23 protein-coding genes are annotated in these 24,151 nt (G+C 68.6%); 14 read left to right on the top strand and 9 right to left on the bottom strand.

Annotated elements, in window-relative coordinates; all coding sequences use genetic code 11:
* Nucleotides 1-167: 167 nt before the first annotated feature.
* From htpG to QSK05_RS08405, 3 genes are all read left to right on the top strand, one after another.
* The gene (gene htpG / locus QSK05_RS08415; protein WP_285595692.1) at nucleotides 168-2,099 is read left to right on the top strand and encodes a molecular chaperone HtpG; all 1,932 of its coding nucleotides are present in this window, start codon (nucleotides 168-170) and stop codon (nucleotides 2,097-2,099) included.
* 30 nt (nucleotides 2,100-2,129) lie between these two features.
* Nucleotides 2,130-2,699, top strand: a complete 570-nt coding sequence (locus QSK05_RS08410; RefSeq protein ID WP_285595689.1) for a DinB family protein — start codon at nucleotides 2,130-2,132, stop codon at nucleotides 2,697-2,699.
* Between the two features lie 113 nt (nucleotides 2,700-2,812).
* A complete protein-coding gene (locus QSK05_RS08405; protein WP_285595688.1) occupies nucleotides 2,813-3,982 on the top strand; it encodes a D-alanyl-D-alanine carboxypeptidase family protein in 1,170 nt (389 codons plus the stop codon).
* A 424-nt stretch (nucleotides 3,983-4,406) separates the two neighbouring features.
* Here the strand turns inward: QSK05_RS08405 and QSK05_RS08400 are convergent, their stop codons facing one another.
* Nucleotides 4,407-5,141: a dienelactone hydrolase family protein gene (locus QSK05_RS08400; RefSeq protein ID WP_285595687.1), complete on the bottom strand. Its 735-nt coding sequence runs from the start codon at nucleotides 5,139-5,141 to the stop codon at nucleotides 4,407-4,409.
* Between the two features lie 164 nt (nucleotides 5,142-5,305).
* On the opposite strand from QSK05_RS08400, the gene QSK05_RS08395 reads away from it, so the two are divergent.
* On the top strand, nucleotides 5,306-7,216 hold the full coding sequence (locus QSK05_RS08395; protein ID WP_285595685.1) for a DUF6345 domain-containing protein: 1,911 nt from the start codon (nucleotides 5,306-5,308) through the stop codon (nucleotides 7,214-7,216).
* 69 nt (nucleotides 7,217-7,285) lie between these two features.
* Here the strand turns inward: QSK05_RS08395 and QSK05_RS08390 are convergent, their stop codons facing one another.
* Nucleotides 7,286-7,912 carry a CG0192-related protein gene (locus QSK05_RS08390; RefSeq protein WP_285595683.1) on the bottom strand — a complete coding sequence of 209 codons (627 nt, stop codon included), beginning with the start codon at nucleotides 7,910-7,912 and terminating at the stop codon, nucleotides 7,286-7,288.
* Between the two features lie 57 nt (nucleotides 7,913-7,969).
* Between QSK05_RS08390 and bluB the strand changes: the two genes are divergently transcribed.
* Nucleotides 7,970-8,587 (top strand): 5,6-dimethylbenzimidazole synthase, encoded by a 618-nt coding sequence (gene bluB / locus QSK05_RS08385; protein ID WP_285595681.1) that lies wholly within the window; start codon nucleotides 7,970-7,972, stop codon nucleotides 8,585-8,587.
* Here the strand turns inward: bluB and QSK05_RS08380 are convergent, their stop codons facing one another.
* The gene (locus tag QSK05_RS08380; protein WP_352300474.1) at nucleotides 8,588-9,259 is read right to left on the bottom strand and encodes a response regulator transcription factor; all 672 of its coding nucleotides are present in this window, start codon (nucleotides 9,257-9,259) and stop codon (nucleotides 8,588-8,590) included. It abuts the gene before it with no gap.
* 78 nt (nucleotides 9,260-9,337) lie between these two features.
* Between QSK05_RS08380 and QSK05_RS08375 the strand changes: the two genes are divergently transcribed.
* Nucleotides 9,338-9,610, top strand: coding sequence for a GlsB/YeaQ/YmgE family stress response membrane protein (locus QSK05_RS08375; protein ID WP_352300702.1), 273 nt, complete (start codon nucleotides 9,338-9,340; stop codon nucleotides 9,608-9,610).
* 94 nt (nucleotides 9,611-9,704) lie between these two features.
* On the opposite strand, the gene QSK05_RS08370 is transcribed toward QSK05_RS08375, so the two are convergent.
* The 4 genes from QSK05_RS08370 to QSK05_RS08355 form a co-directional block, all read right to left on the bottom strand.
* Complete coding sequence (locus QSK05_RS08370) at nucleotides 9,705-10,187, bottom strand: molybdenum cofactor biosysynthesis protein (protein WP_285595675.1); 483 nt, start codon at nucleotides 10,185-10,187, stop codon at nucleotides 9,705-9,707.
* A gap of 162 nt (nucleotides 10,188-10,349) precedes the next feature.
* Nucleotides 10,350-11,219: a carbohydrate ABC transporter permease gene (locus QSK05_RS08365; protein ID WP_285595673.1), complete on the bottom strand. Its 870-nt coding sequence runs from the start codon at nucleotides 11,217-11,219 to the stop codon at nucleotides 10,350-10,352.
* Between the two features lie 17 nt (nucleotides 11,220-11,236).
* A complete protein-coding gene (locus tag QSK05_RS08360) occupies nucleotides 11,237-12,175 on the bottom strand; it encodes a carbohydrate ABC transporter permease (RefSeq protein ID WP_285595670.1) in 939 nt (312 codons plus the stop codon).
* An 11-nt stretch (nucleotides 12,176-12,186) separates the two neighbouring features.
* Entirely contained in the window at nucleotides 12,187-13,434 is a 1,248-nt protein-coding gene (locus QSK05_RS08355; protein ID WP_285595668.1) for an extracellular solute-binding protein, read from the bottom strand.
* 312 nt (nucleotides 13,435-13,746) lie between these two features.
* Here QSK05_RS08355 and QSK05_RS08350 point away from each other — a divergent pair, with 312 nt between their 5' ends.
* Entirely contained in the window at nucleotides 13,747-15,600 is a 1,854-nt protein-coding gene (locus tag QSK05_RS08350) for a glycoside hydrolase family 2 protein (RefSeq protein ID WP_285595666.1), read from the top strand.
* 156 nt (nucleotides 15,601-15,756) lie between these two features.
* Nucleotides 15,757-16,758 (top strand): LacI family DNA-binding transcriptional regulator, encoded by a 1,002-nt coding sequence (locus QSK05_RS08345; RefSeq protein WP_285595664.1) that lies wholly within the window; start codon nucleotides 15,757-15,759, stop codon nucleotides 16,756-16,758.
* Between the two features lie 30 nt (nucleotides 16,759-16,788).
* Here QSK05_RS08345 and QSK05_RS08340 read toward each other — a convergent pair whose 3' ends face one another.
* Nucleotides 16,789-17,295, bottom strand: a complete 507-nt coding sequence (locus tag QSK05_RS08340) for a gluconokinase (protein ID WP_285595662.1) — start codon at nucleotides 17,293-17,295, stop codon at nucleotides 16,789-16,791.
* A 150-nt stretch (nucleotides 17,296-17,445) separates the two neighbouring features.
* Between QSK05_RS08340 and QSK05_RS08335 the strand changes: the two genes are divergently transcribed.
* The 6 genes from QSK05_RS08335 to QSK05_RS08310 all read left to right on the top strand — a co-directional run bounded on the left by QSK05_RS08335 (nucleotide 17,446) and on the right by QSK05_RS08310 (nucleotide 22,712).
* Nucleotides 17,446-18,405 carry a hypothetical protein gene (locus tag QSK05_RS08335; protein ID WP_285595660.1) on the top strand — a complete coding sequence of 320 codons (960 nt, stop codon included), beginning with the start codon at nucleotides 17,446-17,448 and terminating at the stop codon, nucleotides 18,403-18,405.
* A gap of 48 nt (nucleotides 18,406-18,453) precedes the next feature.
* Nucleotides 18,454-19,260 carry an acyl-CoA dehydrogenase family protein gene (locus QSK05_RS08330; protein WP_285595658.1) on the top strand — a complete coding sequence of 269 codons (807 nt, stop codon included), beginning with the start codon at nucleotides 18,454-18,456 and terminating at the stop codon, nucleotides 19,258-19,260.
* On the top strand, nucleotides 19,232-20,155 hold the full coding sequence (locus QSK05_RS08325; RefSeq protein WP_285595656.1) for a 2-hydroxyacid dehydrogenase: 924 nt from the start codon (nucleotides 19,232-19,234) through the stop codon (nucleotides 20,153-20,155). The genes QSK05_RS08330 and QSK05_RS08325 overlap by 29 nt, the downstream gene beginning before the upstream one ends.
* On the top strand, nucleotides 20,152-21,015 hold the full coding sequence (locus QSK05_RS08320; protein WP_285595654.1) for an ROK family protein: 864 nt from the start codon (nucleotides 20,152-20,154) through the stop codon (nucleotides 21,013-21,015). Before QSK05_RS08325 ends, QSK05_RS08320 begins: the two co-directional genes overlap by 4 nt.
* A 26-nt stretch (nucleotides 21,016-21,041) precedes the next feature.
* Nucleotides 21,042-22,013, top strand: coding sequence for an acetylxylan esterase (locus QSK05_RS08315; RefSeq protein ID WP_285595652.1), 972 nt, complete (start codon nucleotides 21,042-21,044; stop codon nucleotides 22,011-22,013).
* A 159-nt stretch (nucleotides 22,014-22,172) separates the two neighbouring features.
* Nucleotides 22,173-22,712 carry a hypothetical protein gene (locus tag QSK05_RS08310; RefSeq protein WP_285595650.1) on the top strand — a complete coding sequence of 180 codons (540 nt, stop codon included), beginning with the start codon at nucleotides 22,173-22,175 and terminating at the stop codon, nucleotides 22,710-22,712.
* Between the two features lie 94 nt (nucleotides 22,713-22,806).
* Here the strand turns inward: QSK05_RS08310 and QSK05_RS08305 are convergent, their stop codons facing one another.
* Nucleotides 22,807-24,030, bottom strand: a complete 1,224-nt coding sequence (locus QSK05_RS08305; protein ID WP_285595648.1) for an amino acid deaminase/aldolase — start codon at nucleotides 24,028-24,030, stop codon at nucleotides 22,807-22,809.
* Between the last annotated feature and the right edge of the window lie 121 nt (nucleotides 24,031-24,151).

Raw genomic sequence — 24,151 nt, 5'->3', positions numbered from 1 at the left:
GGCTGGGTTTGCCGGTGGGCCAACCCAAGCACACCCGGCCGTGCGTGACCTCGGAAGATGAACAGCCGCGCGAGCCGTGCCGGAGGGGGCTCGCAGGCGGCACGGGGAGAGCTAATCTTTGGTCGCGCAATGCTCAGAAGAGATCAAGAACGTGGGGAAAGGTGGCCATGACGACACAGGCCGAAAGCTACGAGTTCCAGGTCGAGACCCGTCAGCTGCTGCAGCTGATGATCAATTCGATCTACTCGGACAAGGACCTGTTCCTTCGTGAGCTGATCTCCAATGCCTCGGACGCCCTGGACAAGCTGCGGCTGGAGCGGTTCAACGACGACAAGCTCGACGTCGACACCTCTGACCTGCACATTCGCATCGAGCTGGATGCGCAGGAACGCACGCTGACCCTCAGCGACAACGGCATCGGGATGTCCCGCGACGAGGTCGTGGACCTGATCGGCAAGATCGCCAACTCCGGTACCGCCGAGTTCATGCGCCAGATGAAAGAGACGCAGCGTGAAGACGCGGACACGGAGGAGCTGATCGGCCGGTTCGGAGTCGGGTTCTACTCCAGCTTCATGGTCGCCGACCGGGTCACCCTGGTCACCCGGCGTGCGGGCCAGACCGAGGCGACGCGGTGGGAGTCGCAGGGCGAGGCGACCTACACGCTGGAGCCTCTGGACGACGCCCCTCAGGGCACCTCGATCACGCTGCACCTCAAGCCGGCCGACCCCGAAGACCGGCTCTTCGACTACACGGACCCCCGAAAGGTTCGTGAGATCGTCACCCGGTATTCAGATTTCATTACCTGGCCGATCCGCATGGAGTCGCTGCAGGTGCCCGTGGCCGAAGAGGGCGAGGAGCCCGCGGCGCCCGAGCTGGAGACGGTCAACTCCCGCAAGGCCCTGTGGACGCGCCCGGCCTCCGAGGTGACGGAGGAGGAGTACGCCGAGCTCTACAAGCGCATCAGCCACGACTGGAACGACCCGCTGGAGACGATCCGGCTCAACATCGAGGGCACCCTGCAGTACCAGGCACTGCTGTTCCTGCCCGAGCGCGCGACCGCCAACCTGTTCAGCCCCGACGCCAAGCACGGCGTGCAGCTCTACGTGAACCGTGTGTTCGTGATGGACGACTGCGAGGAGCTGGTGCCGACGTACCTGCGCTTCGTCAAGGGCGTCGTCGACTCGCAGGACCTCGCGCTGAACGTGTCCCGCGAGATTCTTCAGCAGGACCGTCAGATCGAGTCGATGCGCAAGCGGCTCACCAAGCGCGTGCTCCAGGCGATCAAGGGGCTGGCCGCGAACGATGCGGAGAAGTACCAGAAGTTCTGGGACGAGTTCGGTCGCGTGGTGAAGGAGGGCCTGCTGCAGGACTTCGCCAACCGTGACGCGATCCTGGAGATCAGCTCCTTCGAGACCACCCACGACCTGGGCGAGGACAAGAAGCGCACCTCGCTGCGGGAGTACGTGGAGCGGATGAAGGAAGGCCAGGACAAGATCTACTTCCTGACCGGTGACTCTCGCGCGGCGATCGAGAACTCGCCCTACATGGAGGCTTTCCGGGCGAAGGAACTCGAGGTGCTGCTGCTGACCGACCCGATCGACGAGGTCTGGGTGGACGGCCTGCCGGAGTTCGACGGCAAGCAGTTCCAGTCCATCGCCAAGGGTGAGATCGAGCTGGACGAGGCCGAGGAGAACGAGCGCGAGGAGCGCAAGGAGCAGTTCGCCGGGCTGCTCACCTGGATGGGCGAGGTGCTCACTGAAGACGTCAAGGAGGTCCGGCTCTCCAACCGTCTGACCACCTCGCCGGCCTGCGTGGTCAGCGACACCGGTGACGCCACGCCCACCCTGGTCAACCTGTACAAGGCGATGGGGCAGCCGATCCCGCAGGAACGGCGGATTCTCGAGCTCAACCCCACGCACACGCTGGTGGCGGGTCTGCGTGCGGCGCACGAGGCCCGGCCGCAAGACCCGAAGCTCGCCGAGACCGTCGAGCTCGTGCACGGTATGGCGCTGCTCGCCGAGGGCACCCAGCCCGACGATCCGGCCCGGTTCGTGCAGCTGCTGGCCACGCAACTCGGGGAGTCACTGAACAAAGAATGATGGACGCGCGGGTACCTCAGGGGGAAACCGATGGCTGACGATGTAGCGGTCGATGACGTAGCGGTCGATATCGACGAGTACGGACGACCCGAGCCCCCGTTCGGGGGTACGGAGGCCGAGACACTCATCGGCTTCCTGGAGTACCAGCGCGCCACCTTCGCCTGGAAGACCGGCGGGCTGGATTCCGCCGGTCTCTCCGTCACCGTGCCGCCGAGCGACATGACGCTCGGCGGCATGATGAAGCACCTGGCCTTCGTCGAGGACTGGTGGTTCGGCTGCTTCCTGCTCGGTGCCGAGCCGTCACCGCCCTGGGACACCGTGGACTGGAACGCCGACTCCGACTGGGACTGGCACTCGGCCGCGGACGACACCCCGGAGCAGGTTCTCGCGCTCTGGCAGACCTCAGTCGACCGGTCGCGCGCAGCCGTCGTGAAGGCTCTGGCGCAGGGCGACCTGAGCCAGCTCGCCCAGCGGGTGCACCGGACCGGTCAGACCCCGAGCCTGCGGTGGATCGTCACGCACATGATCGAGGAGTACGCCCGGCACTGCGGTCACGCCGACCTCCTCCGTCAGGCGGTCGACGGCTCGGTCGGCGAGTAACACGCGTCACCGATCTCCCGGAGGTCACGAGGAGTGTCAGTAGCATCTACTGACAGTAGAGGGGGCTGCGGCAGGCGCGGCCCCCTCACCCTCGTACTCCGGGAGTCGACGCAATGCCGGCGACGGTGCGCAGAACGTCCACCCTGCTCGCCCTGACCGTGTGCGCCTCGGTGACCCTGCCGACCGCGCCGGCCACGGCGTCCCCTGTTGTTGCGTTGCACCGGACCGCCACCACACAGGAGTGGCTCGTGCCTACCCGGGGAATCGTTCCGGGAGGCGCGCCGAAGGTGGCGTGGCCGGACAAGGGCCGGGCCCGGCTGGTGGTGCCCGGGGTCGGCACGATGGGAAGCCGGCGTCGGGGCACGGTTTCCGTGCCGATTGCCAGCGTCACGAAAGTTATGACGGCGTATACAATTTTGGACGATCATCCGCTCGCTCCGGGGGAGGAGGGGCCGACGATCACGGTCACGAAGGCCGAGGCGGACTCCTATCCCCGGCGCCGGGCGAACGGGGAGAGCCTGGTCAAGGTCCGGGCCGGGCTGAAGTTCACGCAGCGTGAGGCGCTGGAGGCGCTGCTGATCCGGTCGGGGAACAACATGGCCGATATTCTCGGGCGCTGGGACGCCGGATCGCCGAAGAAGTTCGTCTCCCGGATGAACACCCAGGCGGCCGAACTGGGTCTCACCGATACCTCTTTCGCCGACACCTCAGGGCTGAGCGCGAAGTCCCGCAGCAGCGCGATCGATCTGGTCGACCTGGCCCTGGCGGCGATGAAAGACGAGACCTTCGCGCAGATCGTCGCGATGCCGAAGGCCCGTATTCCGATGAATACCCTGACCACGACGAACAAACTGCTGGGACGCAACGGCGTGATCGGCATCAAGACCGGTTCCACGGACGCGGCCGGAGGCTGTCTGCTGTTCGCTGCCACGGACGAGGTGGGCGGCGAGACCTACACGATCTACGGGGTCATGCTCGGTGCACCCGGTCCGCGGATCCTCACGAACGCCCTGAGGGTCAGCGAGAAGATGGTGATCTCGGCCCGTCGGGCCCTGCGGCGGGTCACCCTGGTGAAACGCGGCACGCCGGTGCTCGCGGTCACCGACGACGACGGCCTGGTCACCGAGTACGGGGTCGCGAGTTCGGTGGTGGTGCCGGGCTGGTCGGGAATGGAGTACCGGCTGGGGCTGCCGGTCGACCGGAAACCGGGGCAGGCCCCGGCCGGGATCACCCTGAAGACGGGTGGATCCTCGATCGGGGTTGCGCTGGAACCTCTTTCCTGATTCATCGTGACGTGGACAAGTGCGAGAGGGCAACGCAGTCCAGTGCAATCGTCCGGTGTGGGTGGGTCAGGTCTGCCGGGCTCGGGCGCGAGCCGGGAGGTATGCGTTGTGTACACCTGGTACATCCGGTACCGGATGTACCAGGTGTACACAACGCTTCAGCTGCCCTGCTGTTGATCTCCGGGACAGGTCCCGGGCGGTCCCGGGCGATGAGCACCACGGGTCGGCGGGCGTTGGTGATCATCGCGAGAGACGCCCGGGCGGGAGGTAGGAGCGCCGGGTGTGGACACTGGTCAGGACCAGATTTTCTCCGGGAGAGATCGGATGGTTTTCCTGGAGGGTGTCCAGGCCGGAGAGTTCGATCTCTGGAAACGGTGTTGGGGACGGTGGGTGTCGGCCCGTCCCCAACCATGGGCATCGACCTTTACGACCGCCCGGTGAAGAACGAAACTGCCTCCCGCAGAGCGAGATCCGAGAGTTCGGGATCATGCCGCACCCCGATGTCCCGCATGAACGCGTGCTCCCCGCCCGCGTAGACGTGGAACTCGGTGTGTTCCAGCCCGGCCGCGTACAGCGCGGAGAAGATCTGAAGGCGGGCGTCGGCCGGCACGTGGGGATCGGCCGAGCCGAACACGATCAGCAGGCGGCCGGTGATGTCCCCGGCGCGCGACAGTGAATCGGCGATGTCCGCGCCCAGTTTCCCGTCCTGGAGCCCGGTCGGGTAGAAGCAGACGGTCGAGGTGACGCGGGGGTCGAAGGCGCCGCGGAAGGCCAGGTGGCCGCCGATGCAGAAGCCGGTCACGAAGAGGTCGGTGACGTCGTCGCGGGTGGCCAGGTAATCGAGTACGCTGACGCGGTCCTCGTCGAACTCGGACGTGGGCATGGCGGCCGCGCCGGCCATTCCGCGGGCCTTGCCGTCGTCGTCGAATTCCAGGGCCACGCCTGCCAGTTCGCCGCGCGGGTAGATCTCCGGCACGCAGACCAGGAAGCCGGAGGCGGCCAGACGCCGGGCCGTGCGCAGCGTCGACTCCGTCAGCTGGAAGATGTCGGTGTAGAGCACCACTCCGGGGCGGGGGGTGTCGCCGACCGGGGCGATGACGACCGTTTTGATCTCGTGCCCGGTTCCGGGCACCGATACGCGTTCCTCACGAAGCTTCACACCGACGGACCCTATCCCTCGCGTCCAGGGAGCCCGTGTACCTACTCAAGCGTAACGCAAAGTTAAATTGCGATGGCGCTCTGTGTATCTGATGTGTGGTTGGACAGCTCACTTCCGGGTGCCGGGCCTGCCCGTCCGGCCAGCCCACACCCTGGAGTTTCCCGATGTCCAGAACTACCCGACGAGCTCTCGTCGTCTCGCTGGCAGCCGCCGGCCTGGTTCCTCTCACCCACGGCACCGCGCATGCGTCGGTGAATGCGTCCGTGAACGCAGCCATCGTCCCCACCGCCCCGGTCTACGCCGTGGTGCAGGAGGGGCTCACCGTCGATCAGGCCGAGAAGCTCGCCCGGACCGCCGGAGTCGGCAATGCCCTGCGACCGGACGGGTCGTTCTCGTTCACCGACCCGAAGCGCTTCGCCCGGGTGCCGGGTACGGCGCTGGAGCGGGGCAAGGACGAGGACGGCCGGGCCACGGTCTCCGAGGCCATCGACTTCACCGCCCTCGGCCGCACCAAGGCCCTGCCCGACGACGAGGCGCTGAAGCTGGCCAAGAGCCTGCTGCCGGTCCCCGACGGCTACGGCGCGAAGCCGATCGTCGACCACACCACCCTCGATCAGAGCGACACCCGCGGCACATTGCTGCGCAGCTACAACCTGGACACCACGGTCTCGTACCAGCTGACGCTGGGTGACGTGCCGGTGGTCGGGCCGGGGGCGAAGATCCGGGCCTCGTTCGCGGGGGACGGCAGCGTGGTGCAGCTCGGTCAGGCGGTGCGCCAGATCAAGCGCTCGGGTGATGTGCCGATCATCAGCCCGGCCCGGGCCCAGGAAACCTGTACCCAGCTCTACGGCGCCCGCACGAAGCAGGACACGCCGGTGCTCGGCTACTACGCCCCGGCTCTGGGTGCGACCGACGCCAACGGTAAGGGTGGGGTGGCCCAGCTGCTGCCGCACTACATCTGCCGGCCGGTCGACGGGGTGAGTGAGACCAGCTCGTACGGCGGCAAACTGGTTCCGGCATCGCCCGCCTCGGCGCCGACGGTTCAGCTCAAGGCCTCCGGCGACGGTCGCACGGTCTCGGCGAGTGCCGGGGTGAAGGGTGGCACGGGGCCGTACACCTACAGCTGGTCCTCGTCGTCCGTCCCGCTGGACCTGCAGAAGGCGGAGATCCAGTACGCCGGGCAGAACCGTTACGACCCCCGCGACCCGCAGAAGACCTTCACCGAGACGCTGACGGTGACGGTGGCCGACACCAACGGCCTGGCCACCACCGCGAAGGTGGACCTGGTGAACCTCAAGGGTGACGCCTCGTCCTCCGGTGTGCAGGGTGGTGTCGGCGGAACCCTCGCCAGCAACGGCATCGAGCAAACGGTGGACGAGTGGCAGTGCGCGCAGGACAGCGCCAACGGCTACAAGTCGGTGATGCAGTCGAAGGGGCACAGCGTCGCCTTCGACTGGCGCGGGCCCCTGGCCTGGGAGAAGGACTTCAAGGACAAGAACCAGGGTGGCCTGGACGCGAGCTACACCGACAAGGTCGACGCCCAGTGGTACACCGGCCACGGCTGGTCGGGCGGGTTCACCTTCAAGGGAGCCCACGACGACGGCAACATCACGCCGGCCGATGCTCGCTGGGGCGACGACAACCTGGAGTGGCTGCAGTTGGAGAGCTGCCAGGTGCTGCGTGACACCAACGGCCAGAAGGACTACTTCGGCCGCTGGGGTCAGGCCTTCCAGGGGCTGCACCTGCTCAACGGGTTCGACACCAATGCCCAGTGCCTGAACGGCGGTACGGGACGGCGGTTCGCGAACTACCTGTTCCCGGAGAAGTTCCTGTGGTGGACCACCCGTGACGCCCTGACCGTGCAGCAGGCCTGGGGCACGATGGCTGCTGACCTGGAGCCGGCCGGGACGCGCTGGCGTTCGATGAGCCCGGCCACCTACAAGGCGGCGACGGGCCAGTGGGTCACCAACCTCGGTGACTACTACTGGGGCCAGGGTTCGGTGGGCCCGGACATCCGTCCCGGGAGCACGTCCAACCCGCTCCAGGGCTTCGTCTCGGTGAGCGGCGTGAGCTGAGCGATTCCGACGAGAATGGCCCGCTCCCCCTGGGGGAGCGGGCTTTTCGTCATGAGTCGAGCCAGGGACCTACGCGCGGACCCCGGCCACCACCACCGGTTCGGCGTCCGCCCGGCGCACGGTCAGGGTCTGGGTGAGCCCGGTCAGCTCGTTGCCCACGGCGCGGGCCACGACCAGCACTGGCCCACCGGTGGTGACCACGGTGTAGCCGGACTCGTCGTGCGGCTGGGCGCCGACCACGGGCGGCACGTCGGCGCCGGGGGTACCGGAGCCGATCGCGGTGGCCGTGGGCGTCCGCTCGACCACCTGACCGTTGCCGTCGTCCACCATTTCGGGTGCCTGGGTCCCGCCGGTGAGGATCACCGTGGCCAGCACCGATGCCCAGACCGGGTCGCCGCAGCCGTCGTAGACCCAGCGGGTGCCGAGCACCGAGTGTTCGGTGGTGCCGATCAGGTGCTCGTCGTTCCCGGCCGGCGGGGTACTGCGGTAGGTGAGGGGGACCTGGAGCACCACGTCGCTGTTCGGCACGGCCAGCAGGAAGGTCTCGATGCCGACCTCACCGTCCGGGTCGTCGAAACGGTAGGCGCCGACCTGGCGGACCTGCGTGACACCGTCCGCCCAGGCCCGCGATCGCAGCCAGGGGGTGAGCAGCTCGATCTTCGACGGGGTCAGCGTCGCCTTGTGGATGAGAGCCATGGATCGACCCTACGACCCGGTGAGGGGGTCGCTACGGCAGGCACGGACAATGTTGCCGTGCGAGATCTGTACGAGGTGATGTTCCGCCGCCGCGACGTGCGGGCCGAGTTCACGGGTGAACCCGTCGACGAGGTCACGCTGGGCCGGGTCCTGGCCGCCGCGCACGCCGCCCCGAGCGTGGGCATGACGCAGCCCTGGGACTTCCTGCTGATCCGCGACCGGAACACGCGTCAGCAGTTCTCCGACCACGTGCGGCACGAACGCGACGTGTTCGCCGCGACGCTGGAGGGGGAGGAGGCCGAGCGTTTCGCCCGGATCAAGATCGACGGGGTGATGGAGGCCGGCCTGTCGGTCGTGGTCACCTACGACGCCTCGCGGGGCGGGACGGCGGTGCTGGGCCGGCACGCGATCGCCGACGCCGGGTTGTATTCGGTGTGCCTGGCCATCCAGAACCTGTGGCTGGCCGCGACCGCGGAAGGCCTGGGCGTGGGCTGGGTGTCGTTCTACCGCGAGCCGTTCCTGTCCGGGCTGCTGAACATCCCCGACGGGGTCCGGCCGGTGGCCTGGCTCTGCCTGGGCCCGGTCAGCGCCCTGCAGGAGATTCCCGACCTGGAACGTCACGGCTGGCGGGCCCGCACCCCGCTGGAGGAGTTCGTGCACCAGGAGACCTGGTGATCACGGCCCGCCCCGCCAGTGCTCGATGCGGCGGTGGTCGGGGGTGAACCCGTGGTCGACGCCCCAGAGCACGGCCTGGGTGCGGCTCTCGACCCCGATCTTGCGGTAGATACTGCGGATGTACGACTTGATCGTGTTCGGGCTGAGGAAGGTCAGCCCGGCCACCTGGGCATTGCTCATGCCCTGGGTGATCAGCGCCAGCACCTCGGCCTCGCGGTCGGTCAGGGCCTCCGGGCGGCCCGGCCAGTCGAGCCCGGGATTGGTGCGCGCGCGGGGCGCCTGGTGGCTGATCACCATCTCGCCGGCGTGCACGGCCTCGAGCGACTTCACCAGTTCCGAGGCCGAGAGCGTCTTCGACAGGTAACCGTGCATGCCCTGCTCGCGACCGCGCTGAATCAGGTCGGGGTGAAAGTTCCAGGTGTAGACCACGACTCGCTTCGCCCGGGGATTGCGCACCAGGGTGCTGAGTTCGTCCACGTCGGACTCCGGCTGGGCGAACGTGTCATAGAGAACGATGTCGACGTGATCGTCCACGCCCAGGTTCGAATCGAGTTCGGCGATCACCACCCGGTCGCGGTAGCCGTCGAGCATGGTGGCCAGACCGGTGGTGACTACGTCGTAGTCGTTGACGATGGCGACGAGAATCGGCGGATGCGGCACGTCCGTCACCATAACCCTCCATAGGGGTGTACCGGACCAGCCTCAGGGGTGGTTTATTCGAGGTCACGGCAATCTATGGAGGTATCCGAAATGCTCGGTCTGATCATTACTCTCATCATCGTCGGCCTGATTGCCGGTGCCGTGGCGCGACTTCTGGTGCCCGGCCGGCAGAACATGTCGATCGTCACCACCATCGTGATCGGCATCGTCGGCTCGTTCGTCGGTGGCTTCCTCGGCTACCTGATCTTCGGCAAGGACTCCACCGACGGGTTCCTCCAGCCCTCCGGGCTGATCGGCTCGATCATCGGGACCATCATCGTGCTGCTCGTGTGGTTGAACATGGGCTCGCGGCGCACCATTTGATCGATGGTGGACGCACGCCGGCGCCGGTTCGCGGGTCGGCTCCAGCGGCTGCGCCGATCGTGATCGGGCTTTTCCTCCAGGAGGAAAAGCCCGATCACGTCTGTGGTTCGGTGGTGGTCACCTCGACCGGGCCGATGTGCAGCTCCCCGTCGGTCAGCGGCACACAGCGGATTCCGCCCTTGCCGCGCAGGGCCTTGAAGGTACCCGGCCCGATGACGACATCCATCCAGGCGCAGGGGTTCGCCCGGCGCCGCACCGCGAACGACACCGGCCCGCAGCCGGAGTCCAGGGTGAGCACCTGACCCACGAGCGAGTCCACGTCGATCCCGCGGACCAGGATGTTGCGCCGCGACTGCATCAGGCCGACCCCGGCCGGTAGCGACTGCGCCGCGATCAGCGTGACCGCGGCGTCCCGGTGGGCGGCCTTGCCGAAATAACGGTCGCCGACCAGGCCCAGCCCGGCCCGGACCAGGACCTTGTCCACCAGCTCACCGGGCGGCGCGGGGGCGGGCCCGTCGGCCGGACGGCCCTCGAACCGGTGGACCGGCGACACGAGCAGCTCGAGGATCTCAGGCACGGCCCAAGGCTATCGGCCCGCTGGTTCGCCCTCCGGAACCGTGCCGACAGGCGTGCGCCAGGTACCTCGTCCTCCATGGACGCTGGGGAAGGCCCCCCAAACTGGCCGTGATCATGCAAACGTTCCCCGGGGAACGTTTGCATGATCAAGAAGAGGTTGTGCTTACTTGATGCCCGTGCTCGCCACACCCTGCACGATCTGGCGCTGGGCCACCAGGAACACCGCGAGCAGCGGCAGCAGACCGAGCACGGCGCTCGCGAGCACCTCGGCCTGGTTGACGCCGGTGGCCCCGAGCAGGCCGCTCAGACCCACGGGGATCGTCTGCGACTTGGTCTGGGTCAGCACCAGCAGGGGCCACAGGAAGGCGTTCCAGGTGGTGATGAACGTGAAGATCCCCACCGCGGAGATCGCCGGACGGCACAGCGGCATGCAGATCTCCCGGTAGATCCGCCACCACGAGGCACCGTCGATGCGCGCGGCCTCGATCAGGGCATCGGGAATGCCCTTGAGGAACGAACGGAACACGAACACCGCGACTGGTGACGCCGTGGCGGGCAGGATCAGCGCCCAGTAGGTGCCGAGCAGACCGAGGAGGCGGAATTCCATGAACTGGGGCAGGACCAGGGCCTCCATCGGCACCATCAGGCCGGCCAGGATCAGGATCATCAGTGCGCCCTTGCCCTGGAACCGCAGGTGCGCCAGGCCGAACGCGATCAGCGAGCAGATCACCACGGTGAAGATCACCGACAGCGTGGAGATCAGGAAGCTGTTCAGGTACCACCAGCCGATCGAGTTCAGCTTGAACGCGTTCGTGTAGGCGTCGAGCGTCCAGTGGTCCGACCAGATGCTCATCGGGTCGGCGGTGATCTCGTCGCCCGGACGGAACGAGGTGATCACGGCCCAGGCGAAGGGCACCAGCCAGATCAGCGCCCACAGGGTGAGGCAGGTGGCGGCGAGACGGTTGAAGCTCTTCGAGCCGAGCTTGTCGGCCTTCGAGGTCTCTTTGTTCCGTGAAAGAGTAGCGGTTGTCATGGTTTACAGGTCCTCTCTCACGCGTCCGCGCCGCGTCGGCGGGTGGCGAGCATCCAGACGGCGGAGATGATGACCAGGATCGCGAAGTAGACCATGGTCGCCGCGGCTGCGTAACCGCCCCGGTAGGTGGTGAATCCGGTGTCGTAGATGTACTGGATCACCGGTCGGGTGCTGAGGTTCGGGCCACCCTGCAGCAGGATGAAGATCTGGTCGAACACCTTGAGCGAGGCCAGGATCTGCAGCATCAGCACCAGAGAGAGGGTGGGTCGCAGCAGCGGTACCGTGATCGAGCGAAGCTGCTGCCAGGGCGAGGCCCCGTCGATGGCCGCCGCCTCGTACGTCTCTTCCGGGATCTCCTGCAGCGCAGCCGTGTAGAGCACGAAGTTGAAGCCGAAGGTCCACCACACGGTCAGGATCGTCAGCGAGAGCCAGGCGCCGTCGGTGCTGCCCAGGAAGTCCGGCGCGGGCAGTCCGACCAGGCCGAGGGCCTTCACGAACAGCCCGGACTCGGGAGCGTAGATGAAGCCGAAGATCAGGCAGACCGAGGCCGACGGCACCACGTAGGGCGCGAAGAACGCGATCCGGTAGAACCACTGGTGACGGCTGATCCGGCTGGCGAAGATCGCGGCCAGCAGGGGCAGTACCACCAGGAACGGCACGGTGAGGATCGTGAACAGCGTGGAGTGCCACATCGACTTCCAGAAGTCGAGGTTGCCCAGCACGTCGGTGTAGTTCTCCAGGGCCACGAACTCGCCCAGATCGTTCTTCACCGTGGCGGTGTTGAAGAAGCTGATCACCAGGCCCACGATCACCGGGCCGATCAGGAACAGGGTGTAGAGCACCAGGAACGGTGCGGAGAACAGCCAGCCCGCCTTGGTGTCGCGCCCGCTGTTGTCGATCGGGGTGGTGTCGACCTTGGCGATACCCGGCCCGGGAGCAGTAGTCGTCGTTGTCACGTGTCTGCTCCTTAGCTGACCGGCGCGTTGGTGGAGGCGAACTGCCGCAGTGCCCGTTTGATCTGGCTGGTGCCGCTCTGGGGCTTGGTGGCCCCGGTGATGACGGTGGAGATGACCCCGCCCATCTGGTTCTGGAAGTCCGAACCGGCTCCGGTGTACCAGCCCGCCGGGTCGTAAACGGCGTTGAAAGCGGCGTCCACGTAGTTCTTCTGCGGGCTCAGCGCCTTGAACGCCGCGCTCTCCTGCACCGGCAGCCAGGCCGGCACGTGACCGCCACCGGCCCAGACCGCGCTCTGCCCGAGAATGCCCTGGATGAACTGCTCGGCGTAGCCCTCACGCTCGGTCGATCGCGCACTGGACCTGGGGATGATCAGGGCGTGCGAGTCGGCGTAGGCCACCGGTTTGTCGCCCAGCAGTGCCGGGATCGGCACCATGTTGAACTTCAGGTCCTTCACGTCGCGGTACAGCGCGATGTTCCAGACGCCGTCCAGCAGGAAGCCCGCGTCACCGTTGCTGAACTGCTGCTTCGCCAGGTCGGGGGTGATGCTCGCCCCCATCAGCCCGAGCTCCTGGGTCAGGCTCTGGATGAACGCGAACGCCTCGTTCATGGCGTCGTTGTCCACCGTCACCTCGGTGCCCGAGTCCGAGACGATCGGCCCGGCCAGGCCGCTGTAGACGGTGTAGAACCAGCGCCAGACCGTGGACGGGTCGGTGATCGTCGGCATCGTGACGCCGTACTTGCCCGACGCCTTCTTCAGTTCGGTCAGCGCCTCGACGAAGCGCTCCCGGCCCGAGATGTCGACCAGGTTGTCGCCGGCGTCGTTGAGCAGGCCGGCCTGCTTCGCCAGAGCCTCGTTGTAGTAGAGGACGAACGGGTGGGTGTCCAGGGGCAGTGCCCAGGTCTCACCGTCGATCGTCGCCTTCTCCCAGGCGGCCGGGGTGAACTTGTCCTGGGTGACACCCAGTTGGCCGAGCCCGGTCTCGCTCCAGGGGGTGAGCAGCCCGGCCTGCGCCAGGGTGGGTAGCCGGGACAGGTGGGTCAGTGCCACGTCCGGCGGCCGGTTGCTGGAGGCCGCCAGGGACAACTTCGTGTAGTAGGGGTTTCCCCACGACAGCAGGGTGGACTCGACCGAATGACCCGTCGCCTTCTGGACGGTGTCGACCATCGTGGCCATGTTCTCGCCGTCACCGCCGCCGAACAGATGCCAGAAAATGACATCCGCGGTGGCCGGCTGTCCGCCGGTCAGGCTGGTGACCACAGGAGAACCACAGGCGGACAGAAGGCCTGCCAACGACAGGCCGCCTCCCATGGCCAGGAAGTTTCGGCGTGTGTGGGAACCACGCATACGGCATTCGCTCCTCATTGTGCGGCCCGCATCAAGCTTGGCGAGACCTTGACACACCGGTTTGCATCGATGCAAGGCCTGCCTGGTCAGCAATTTCTGGTGACGGCGGAATCGTGCTCACGCAGTCGCAACTTCGTCTTGCATCGTTGCAAATGGAGGCCTCACACTGGCACGCGGGTGCCGACGACGCATTCGCACCGAAGTCTCGACGGAAGGGCCGTATACGTGAAGGCGACAGAACAGGACGGTTCGTACCCCCGGCCGATCCTGGCCCGTGGTGAGTGGACCAGCCTCGACGGGACCTGGGACTTCGCCCACGACGACGCCGGCGAGGGCCTCGCCGGCCGTTGGTACCAGGCGGCTTCCGGCGTGTTCGACCGCACGATCGAGGTGCCGTACCCACCGGAGTCACCGGCCTCGGGTATCAACGACACCGGATTCCATCCGGTGGTCTGGTATCGCCGAACGGTCGCGGACGCCACGCTGTCGCGCGAGGGCGGCCGGCGGGCGCTGGTGCACTTCGGGGCGGTCGACTTCCGCGCCGACGTCTGGATCGACGGGCAGCACGTGGGGCACCACGTGGGCGGGCAGACACCGTTCACGGTGGACGTCACCGATGTGCTCGCCGAGGGTTCCGAGCACGTGCTGGTGGTGCGGGCGCAGGACGACCCGTTCAGCCTGGAGGCCCCGCGCGGCAAGCAGGACTGGCGGGACAAGACCCACGGCATCTGGTACGAGCGCACCACCGGTATCTGGCAGACGGTATGGGCCGAGTCCGTGCCCGCCGAGCACGTCACCGAGGTGTTCTGGCGGTCCGACGTGACCGGCTGCGCGGTGCACGGCGAGGTCGTGCTGAACCGGCTGCCCTCGGACAAGACCGTCGTCGAGGTCACGGTGAGCTTCGGTGACGAGGTGCTGGCCGAGCAGAGCACCGTGATCCGGGAGACGACCACCCGCCTGGACCTGAAGATCCCGGCGCTGGTCAACGGTCAGGACCGGGCCCGCCTGCTGTGGAGCCCCGAGCACCCGAACCTGATCGACATCGACGTGGTGATCCGTGACCGGGCCACCGGCGCCGTGCTCGATCAGATCGCGAGTTACACCGGTCTGCGCACGGTTTCGGTTGGCGGTGGGGCGTTCAAGCTGAACGATGCACCGATCTACACCCGCTCGGTGCTGAACCAGGGCTACCGGCCGGCCACGCACAACGCCAGCACGGGCACCGCCCAGCTTCGCGGCGAGGTCGAGCTGCTGCTGGCCATGGGCTTCAACTCGGTGCGCAACCACCAGAAGGCCGAAGACCCGCGCTTCCTGTTCTGGGCCGACAAACTGGGCCTGATGGTCTGGGGCGAGACCGCCGCGGCGTACTCGTTCTCCGCCACCGCGGTCGAGTTGCTCACGGCCGAGTGGCTGGAGCTGGTGCGGCGTGACCGTAGTCACCCGAGCGTGGTGGTCTGGGTGCCGTTCAACGAGAGCTGGGGCGTGCAGGACATCGCCCACGACGTGGCCCAGCAGAACTTCTCGAAGGGCCTCGCCGCGATCACCCGGGCCCTCGACCCGACCCGGCCGGTGATCTCGAACGACGGCTGGGAGCACGTCGACAGCGACATCATGGGTATCCACGACTACACCACCAACGGCCCCGGCCTGCTGAAGAACTGGGGCACGGCGGAGGCGGCCGACGCCCTGGTGCGCTCCGAACTGGGGGTGCAGGGGCGCAAGCCGGTCGTCGACCCGGCCGGGCTGGCCAAGTGGGGTGCGGGCCGGGCTCCGCTGATGATGACCGAGTTCGGTGGCATCTCGCTGTCGGCGAACGAGGAGGACTGGGGTTACGCCAGTGTCACCTCGCCGTCCGAGTACGAGTTCATCGTCGGTGAGCTCTTCGACGCCCTGCGGGCTGCCCCCACCGTGGTCGGCTTCTGCTACACGCAGTTCATGGACACCGGGCAGGAGACCAACGGCCTGCTGTACTCCGACGGCACTCCGAAGCTGCCGGTGGAGACGATCCGGCAGATCGTCACGGGTGCCAAGGACAGCCGCAGTCTGGAGGCCGGGCCGACCAACGGCTGGCAGGACTGACACAGCTGACAGGGCTGACAGGGCTGACAGGGCTGACAGGGCTGACAGGGCTGACAGGGCTGACAGGGCTGACAGGGCTGACAGGGCTGACACAGCGTGGCCCGGTTCACCCGGACCGGGCCACGCACCTCACGGGGGATGTGAGAAGGTGCGCGGATGGCTGTGACCTTGCGCGACGTCGCCGAGAAGGCGGGCGTCTCCGTGCGCACGGTCTCCAACGTGGTGAACGGTTTCCAGCACATCGCCCCGGCCACCCGGGCGCGGGTGCAGGCGGCCCTGGAAGAGCTGAACTACCGGCCCAACCTGGTCGCGCGCAGTCTGCGCCAGGGCCGCACCGGCATCATCATGCTGGTGCTGCCGGAGATCAACGTCTCCTACTTCGGTGAGCTGGCACACGAGGTGGTCGACTACGCCAGCTCGTGCGGGATCACCGTGCAGATCGACGAGTCCGGCGGCGACCCCCTGCGGGAGAAACAGCTGCTCACCACCCTGTCGCGGGCCAGCTGGGTGGACGGGGTGCTGTTCAGTTCGCTCGGTCTGCGCGGGGTCGACCTGGCCGGGCTGGCGGGCAGCCGGCCCCTGGTGCTGCTGGGGGAGCGCACCGCCCGCACCGCGCTCGACCACGTCGGCATCGACAATGTGGAGGCCGCCCGGCAGGCGGTGGCCCACCTGATCGAGCGGGGCCGCACCCGGGTCGCGGCGATCGGGGGCAGCGGTGGCGCCCGCGACGCGACCTCGAAGTACCGGCTCAAGGGTTTCGAGAGGGCCGTGCGCGACGCCGGCCTCGACCCCACGGGTCTCTACCTGCGTACTCCCGACTACCGCCGGGGCAGTGCGGCTTCCGCTGTGCGTGAGCTGCTGGAACGGGACGGGCGCCCCGACGCGCTGTTCTGCTTCAGCGACGAACTGGCCGCCGGGGCGCTGCGTGAACTCTACGAGCACGGCGTGCGGGTGCCCGACGAGATCGCGGTCATGGGCTTCGACGACATCGAGGCGTCGAGCTTCTCCACACCGTCTCTCAGCACGATCCGCCCGGACAAGGCCGGCATCGCCAAGGCCGCCGTCGACACCCTGCTGCGCCGACTGGACGACCCGGCGGGTGAGAGGCAGGAGATCAACGTCGGTTTCGAGCTGGTCCAGCGGGAAAGCAGTGGTTAGCAGGCCTTCACCGAGCCCGCCGGCCGCCCCTCAGGAGGACAGGGCGAGCCAGCGCTGCACCTCTTCGACCAGCACCTGCGGCTTCTCCTCACCGTTCAGGCGCAGGCCCGCCTCGTCGGCCTCCAGGGGTTCGTAGGCGGCGAGCTGGGAGTCGACGAGGCTCGCGGGCATGAAATGGCCCTGGCGCCGGGCGACCCGCTCGGTCAGGGCCTCCCGCGAAACGTCGGGCACGACGAACCGCAGCTGCGGCAGTCCTTCCCGCAGGGTCTCGCGGTAGCGCCGCTTCAGCGCCGAACAGGCCATCACCAGGCCGGTTCCGGCCCCGTCGGCGAGATGCTGGTGCACGGTCGCGAGCCACGGGGCCCGGTCGTCGTCGGTCAGGGGGTGGCCGGCGGCCATCTTCTCCACGTTGGCCGCGGGATGCAGGTCGTCGGCGTCCTCGAAGGGCACCCCGAGCGCCTCGCTCAGGCCCTTGCCCAGGGTGGACTTGCCGTTGCCGGAGGGGCCGAGGACGACGATCAGCGGTGAACCGGTCATAGCGTGATCATCTCGCGGAAGCCGGGCCCCGGCCACCGCGCCCTCCGTTAAAGCGACCCGGTCCGCCCGCCGATCCTGCACTCACCGCGCGAGCCCGGACGACCTCACGCATAGTGGAAAACGCGGTTCTACTTCCGAAGGAGCAAAGAAGTGCGGGTACTCGTCCTCGACGGACACGGCGCCCTCGGGCGGGCCACGGCCACGGCTCTCGCACAGATGGGCGACACCGCGGTGCTCGCCGGGCGTGATCCCGGGCGCTACGAGCAGATGCTGAACCTGCGCGGCGACCTGAAGGACTTCTACCACGCGGCGAGCCAGGCCGCGGTCGTGGTCAACGCCTCGGGCCGGGAAGACCCCCGTCTCGTGGCCCGTGCCACCTCGGCCGGCGCCGCTTTCGTCGAACTCGGCGGTTCCCCGGCGTACCTGTCCGAGCTGGCCGACCCGGCGGGCACGCACCCGAAGACCCCGGTCCTGACCGCTGCCCGGCTGGTGCCCGTGCTGGCCGGGATGCTGGCCCGCGACGTGGCGGCCCAGGATCAGGGCCGCGACCCGGTCGAGATCGGGGTGGTGCTCGGCGCCGGCGACCCGGAGAGCGCGGCCGACATCGGCTCCACCTACGCGCTGCTCGGCCGGTACTTCACCGATCCGGCCACCGGTGAGGAAGTTCTGAATTTCAGCGGCCGCCACACCGTCACGCTGCCCGACGGCACCCGCCGCAGCCTGGCCCGGGTCGATTTCCCCGATCAGCAGATGCTCACCGCCGGCCTGGGACGTCCCGTGCGCACGTACCTCGCCACCAGCGACCGCTTCACCACCGCTCTGCTGCAGGGCCTGACCCGGCTGCGCGGCGCGAGCCGGCTGCCGTCCGCCCTCCATCTGCCCGGCAACCGTACCTGGCACGTCGTCGCCCGCGCGGGGCAGAACGTGAGCCAGGCCACCGCGCACGGTCAGCTGCCCTACGCCGCCCACATCGCCGCGCTCGCCGTCCGCCGGGCACCGACCGCAGAACCCGGGCTGCGCCGCGTCCACGATCTGCTCACCCTCTCCGACCTCGGCGGTCTGGAAGGACTGACGATCGTGCGGTCCCGGCCGGGGGTCTCCCGCAGCTGATCCGGGCCGGCGTTTCCCACCCGGCCCTTCGTCCAGCATCCTGGCGCCATGGTGATGACCCAGACCGTGGCCGGCGACGCGGACGCCCTGGCGGCGGCCGGGCGGTTACGTGATGCGGTGACACTGGTGACACCGGAGACGGACGGGACCGACCTGTTCTTCGCCTCCGGGCTGACCGGCATCACCGTGCCCGCCGCCTTCGGCGGCCCGCAGTGCTCGGTGCAGACGCTGACCGAGGTGCACCGCCTGCTGGCCACCGCCTCCCTCCCGCTGGCCCGGCTCCTGCACGGACACACGATGTTCCTGCGGGCCCTCACCGAGCAGGGCACACCCGGCCAGCAGGAATACTTCTTCGCCCAGGCCCTGACCGGGGCCTGCTTCGCCGACCTGGGCACGGTCTCCCCGGTGCCCCTCACCCTGTGCCGCTGGCGCAACGGCGTCTACCGCCTCGACGGCGAGAGCAGCGGCCGGATCCGGTCCGACTGGCTGGTCGCGCGCGCCGTGCTCGTCGACGAGCTGGCCGAGGAGACCGACGAGCCGGACGAGGTCCTCGCGGTGGTCCGCCGCGACGAGCTAGGCATCACCACCGACAGCAGCGGCACGATCCGCCTCGACGGCGTGCACGTCGCCGCGGTCGGAGTGGTGCCCTGGTCAACGCTCTTCGACCGCCCCACCACCTTCCGGGCCCGGGCCGACGTGACCCGCCGGGCCCTCGACCCCGGCGCCGACCCGGCCGCTCTGCGGGACACGGCCCGGACGATCGACGCCGCGGAGCTCGCGGGCCGCCCCTGGCGTCCGGATGCCTCGGGATGTCAGGCTTCGCCACATGGCGATCGTGGTCAGTCTGCCCAGTGACGAGCTGCTCGAGGCGGTGTCCGGCGTGCCCGGCGTCACCGCGGTGCGGTGGAACCTTCAGGGCCCACCCCCGCGGCGTGATCTCGACCTGGTGGTGGTGCCGTACATGTCCCAGGCCGGCGCGCTGAGCGCACTCGAGCAGGTCGACCGGGCGGACCGCTGCGTGGTGCAGAGCCAGAGCATCGGGTACGACGGGGTCGCCGAGCTGCTCCCCGAGGGACTGACCTTCTGCAACGCCGCCAGTGTGCACGAGACCTCCACCGCCGAACTCACCCTGGGCCTGATCATCGCGGCGCAACGCGAGCTGGCGCGGTTCGTGCGGGCAGCCGACCACGGGGAGTGGGAGGGCGGGCAGACCCGCTCGCTGGCCGACTCCACGGTGCTCGTCATCGGGCAGGGCGGCGTCGGGCGGGCCATCATGACCCGGCTCGCGCCGTTCGAGATCACCCTGGTGCGGGTCGCCTCGAGCCGGCGTACGGACGCGGGTGGTGTCGTTCACGGTGTCTCCGAGCTTCCGGAGCTGCTCCCGACGGCCGACATCGTGGTGGTCGTGGTGCCGCTGAGCCCCTCCACCACCAGCCTCGTCGACGCCCCCTTCCTCCGGGCGATGAAAGACGGTGCCCTGCTCGTGAACGTCGCCCGGGGGTCGGTCGCGGTCACGGACGACCTGGTCGAGGAGCTGTCCACGGGCCGGATCCGGGCGGCGCTCGATGTCACCGATCCCGAGCCGTTGCCGGCCGGGCACCCGCTGTGGAAGCTGGACAACGTGATCATCACCCCGCACATCGGGGGCAACACCACGGCCATGGCCCCCCGGGTGGCGGCGCTGGTGCGCTCGCAGGCCGAGGCCCTGCGTGACGGTAAACCCCTGCGCAACGTGGTGATCCAGCCGTGAACGTGCCGGTTCTGGAGATCGGCGGGTCGCACCTGACGGCGGCGCTGGTGTCGCTGGACGACCTGCGGGTGGTGCGCAGCCGGCGCTGGGACCTCGAGCCGGACGTGTCGTCGGCAGCCTTCGTGAGCACCATGCTGGAAGGCGCCGCCTGGATCGAGGTCCCGGCCGGCTCGACCTGGGGTGTCGCCGTGCCCGGCCCGTTCGAGTACGACACCGGCATCGGGCGGTACGCGGGGGTCGGGAAGTTCGAGTCGCTCAATGGGTTCGACGTGCGGCAGGCCCTGGTCACCGGGCTCGCGCAGACTCCGGGGCGCGTCGTCTTCCTCAACGACGCCGACAGTTTCGGTCTGGGGGAGTACGCGGCCGGGGCGGCGAAGGGCTTCACCCGGGCGGTCTGCCTGACGCTGGGGACCGGGGTCGGCTCGGCGTTCGTGGCGGACGGCCTCCCGATGTCCGCCGGGCCGGGTGTCCCGCCGGACGGTGAGGCGCACTTCATCGTCTGGGGCGGGGCGGAACTCGAGGAGACCGTGTCCCGCCGGGCGATCCGCCGGGCCTATGCGGAGAAGACCGGTGAGCACCTCGACGTGCACGAGATCGCCGCGCTGGTGCGCCGGGGGACGAGTCCGGCGATCGAGCTGTGGAACCACACCTTCCGGGCTCTGGGCGAGGCATTGTCACCCTACGTCAGGGATTTCGGGGCCGAGGTGCTGGTGCTCGGTGGTTCGGTGGCGGGTTCTTTCGACCTGATCGAGGCGCCGCTGCGCAAGGGACTGGCCCGCGACGTGGTGCTGCGTGCGGCCGTGGACACCGAGCACGCCCCTCTGATCGGCGCCGCGGTCCACGCGGCGGCATCGTTCTGACATCAGTTCCCAGGGAAGGGCAGACAGTGGGCTACGCGGATCTTCCTCTCGACGAGCTGCGCACATACGCATCGTCGGTCACGCGGCCGGACGACTTCGACGAGTTCTGGCGGAACACGCTCAAGGAGTCGCGGGAGGCGTCCTGGGCCCCGCAGCTGGAGAAGGTGGACAACCGCCTGACGGCGGTCGACACCTGGGACGTGACGTTCGCCGGGTTCGGCGGCCAGCCGGTGAAGGCCTGGCTGCACCTGCCGGTGAACCGGGGTGACGCACCGCTGCCGGGCATCGTGCAGTACATCGGTTACACCGGCGGCCGGGGTCTGCCGCACGAGCGGATCAGCTGGGCCCTGGCCGGTTACGCGCACCTGGTGATGGACACCCGTGGCCAGGGCGGTGATTCCGAGGACACCGGCGGGCAGGGTTCCAGCGTGCCGGGGTTCCTCACCCGTGGCTGGGAGTCGCCGCAGACGCACTACTACCGCCGGCTGATCACCGACGCGGCCCTGGCCGTCGACGTGGCCCGGGGGCTGGACGCGGTGGACGCCGGTCGGGTGCTCACCACCGGCATCAGCCAGGGCGGTGGGCTGGCGATCGCGGGCGGTGTGCTCGGTGAGGCGCAGGCGGTGCTGGCCGACGTGCCCTTCCTCTGCGACTTCCCCCGGGCCGCCTGGATCGCCACCCAGCAGCCGTACACCGAGCTGACGACCTTCCTGTCCCGCCGCCGTGACGCCGCGCAGCAGCTGATGAGCACGCTCTCCTATTTCGACGGCGTCAATTTCGCCCGCGGTGCAGGCACCGTGCCCACCCTGTTCTCGGTCGCCCTGATGGACCAGATCTGCCCGCCCTCAACGGTCTACGGCGCCTACAACGCCTGGCCGGGGCCCAAGGAGATCCGGGAATGGGCCTACAACAACCACGAGGGCGGCCAGGGCTATCAGGAGATCGAGCAGTACGACTGGCTGCGGGAGTTCCTGGGTGACCACGATGCGAGGGCGTAGTCGACGCCGCAGCGCCGTTCCCCGCAACCGGTCACTGCTCCGCCGGAGCTAATGCGCCGCCTCGTTCCTCCGAACGGCGCACCGCACCGGTAACTGGTCGCGGGGGCCCGACCGATGCTCATCACGTCGGTATCCGTCGAAAAGAATCGAGGTACAGACATGACCATCGGCCCCATCGGTGATCTCGGGGAAACGGCCACGGCGATCAGCCAGCAGGCCCAGTTCCTCGCCCAGCAGAACGAACTGAGGACCCAGAACGCCCGGGAGGCCACGGACCGTCAGGCCCAGCTGACCGGCCAGTCGATACAGGGTCAGCAGGCTCAGCAGGCGATCCTGGATCGTCAGGACGAGCGACAGGCCCAGCTGCAGGCGCAGCTGGAGGCTCAGAACCGGGCCGATGACCGTCGGGCCGCGCTGGAGGCGATCGGCGTCCAGCGGGCTCAATTGCAGGACCAGCTCCTCGCCGAGCAGGACCTGCAGGCGACAACGGAGGTGATCAACGATCAGAATGCGATCGATCAGCAGCGGAGCTTCGATCAGGCCGCCGTCAGCACTTTCTTGAACCCCAGCACCACCGTGAATTCCGTCGAGGAAGCGATTGACGAGTTCCAGCAGCTCGGGGACACCACCGGGCTACAGGTCTCCCAGGTTCAGGTGACCCTCACCCGGACGGGGAGTGAGATCGATACCCAGCTGTAGCAGCAGTATTCACGGTCGCGAGACCCACTCCGGCAGCGAGTGGGTCTCGCGGCTGTTGCGGTGGTGAGAGCGAGGCCCCGATCAGGCCGGCCGGTTACAGGAAGTGCTGACCCTCACCGCGGTAGGTAGGCACCGTCCCGACCGATCCGTCGGCGGCGATCAACTGGAACTGTGCCACGTGCTCAGCGAGTTCACCGGCCTTGGCGTGTCGGAACCAGACCCGGTCGCCGATCTTCAGTGCGTCGGCCGGCGGCCCCTGTAGCGGGGTCTGCACCTCACCCGCGCCCTCCGTACCGGTGAGCGAGAGCCCGGGGGGATAGGTGGGGACCGGCGCCCGGTCACGACCGATCGGGCCGGAAGCGATCCAGCCACCACCGGTCACCGTGACGAATCCCGGTCCGGGCCGGCGCACCACGTCGGTGCCGAACAGCGCGGCCGGGGCAGGCCGGAAGTGGCGGTACGCGTCGAACAGGGCGGGCCCGTAGAGCCCCGAACCGGCGGTGACCTCGGTGACGGCGCTCTCGGCGGCGGAGGTCTCCAGACTGCCGGTACCCCCGGCGTTGACGAACTCCAGCGGGTACTGCGCGGTCACGGCCGCGACGACCTCGGCCCGGCGGCTCGCCAGCTCCCGCACCGAGAGCGCCTGCATCGCGGTGACAGCCAGCCCGTACAGCCGTTTTCCCGGGGGGCGGTTGCCGACCCCGGCCACCTGCCCCTCGTACGACATGATCCCGACGAGTCGGAAACCGCTTCTGGCGTCGACACTGCGGGCCAGACCCAGGGCATCGGCCGGGGTGAACACGCCGGAGCGCCGCATCCCGATGTGAACCCGCCCCCCGGCAGCGCGCAGGGAGGCGTCCAGATCCAGGCAGACCCGCAGTTGCGGGTGCCCGGGGGCCACGGTGTCGATCAGGTCGAGCTGCTCGACCGAGTCGATCATCAGGGTCACCCGCTGCCGGGCCTGCTCGTCGGCGGCCAGTTCGCGCAGGGCGTTCCGCTCCGCGGTCGGGTAGCCGACCACCACGTCCTCGAAGGTGGTTGCCAGCCAGAGGGCTTCGGCCAGGGTGAAGCCGAGCACGCCGGAGAACCCCGGCCGGGCGTGCACCCGCTCCAGGACGGCCCGGCAGCGGATCGACTTGCTCGCCAGGCGGATCGGTTTCCCGCCCGCCCGGCGCACGAGGTCGGCCGCGTTGGCGTCGAGAGCGGGAAGATCGACCACGGCCACCGGAGGATCGAGGTGGGAGGTCGCGGCGTCCAGACGGGCTCTGGTCGCGGCCGGGTGAGGCAGGACGGGGCGCACGGTCTCAGGCGCGGTCATGCGGGCAAGCGTCGACGTATCGGGCTAATCGGTCAAGACCTCGATCTGGCAACGGTGTGACCATTGACTCACACAGTGTGGCCGGACAAACTGAGAAGAACTGGACGCGTGTTCAGATTGG

This window comes from Kineosporia sp. NBRC 101731, from assembly GCF_030269305.1.
Taxonomy (GTDB): domain Bacteria; phylum Actinomycetota; class Actinomycetes; order Actinomycetales; family Kineosporiaceae; genus Kineosporia.
The sequence above is the reverse complement of the archived record's forward strand: the minus strand, read 5'-3'. Positions and strand labels throughout refer to the sequence as shown.

Coding starts and splice junctions, on each gene's coding strand:
- htpG (WP_285595692.1), top strand. CDS start 168: ATGACGACACAGGCCGAAAGCTACGAGTTCCAGGTCGAGACCCGTCAG.
- QSK05_RS08410 (WP_285595689.1), top strand. CDS start 2,130: ATGGCTGACGATGTAGCGGTCGATGACGTAGCGGTCGATATCGACGAG.
- QSK05_RS08405 (WP_285595688.1), top strand. CDS start 2,813: ATGCCGGCGACGGTGCGCAGAACGTCCACCCTGCTCGCCCTGACCGTG.
- QSK05_RS08395 (WP_285595685.1), top strand. CDS start 5,306: ATGTCCAGAACTACCCGACGAGCTCTCGTCGTCTCGCTGGCAGCCGCC.
- QSK05_RS08390 (WP_285595683.1), bottom strand. CDS start 7,912: ATGGCTCTCATCCACAAGGCGACGCTGACCCCGTCGAAGATCGAGCTG.
- QSK05_RS08380 (WP_352300474.1), bottom strand. CDS start 9,259: ATGGTGACGGACGTGCCGCATCCGCCGATTCTCGTCGCCATCGTCAAC.
- QSK05_RS08375 (WP_352300702.1), top strand. CDS start 9,338: ATGCTCGGTCTGATCATTACTCTCATCATCGTCGGCCTGATTGCCGGT.
- QSK05_RS08365 (WP_285595673.1), bottom strand. CDS start 11,219: ATGACAACCGCTACTCTTTCACGGAACAAAGAGACCTCGAAGGCCGAC.
- QSK05_RS08345 (WP_285595664.1), top strand. CDS start 15,757: ATGGCTGTGACCTTGCGCGACGTCGCCGAGAAGGCGGGCGTCTCCGTG.
- QSK05_RS08340 (WP_285595662.1), bottom strand. CDS start 17,295: ATGACCGGTTCACCGCTGATCGTCGTCCTCGGCCCCTCCGGCAACGGC.
- QSK05_RS08330 (WP_285595658.1), top strand. CDS start 18,454: ATGGTGATGACCCAGACCGTGGCCGGCGACGCGGACGCCCTGGCGGCG.
- QSK05_RS08325 (WP_285595656.1), top strand. CDS start 19,232: ATGGCGATCGTGGTCAGTCTGCCCAGTGACGAGCTGCTCGAGGCGGTG.
- QSK05_RS08310 (WP_285595650.1), top strand. CDS start 22,173: ATGACCATCGGCCCCATCGGTGATCTCGGGGAAACGGCCACGGCGATC.
- QSK05_RS08305 (WP_285595648.1), bottom strand. CDS start 24,030: ATGACCGCGCCTGAGACCGTGCGCCCCGTCCTGCCTCACCCGGCCGCG.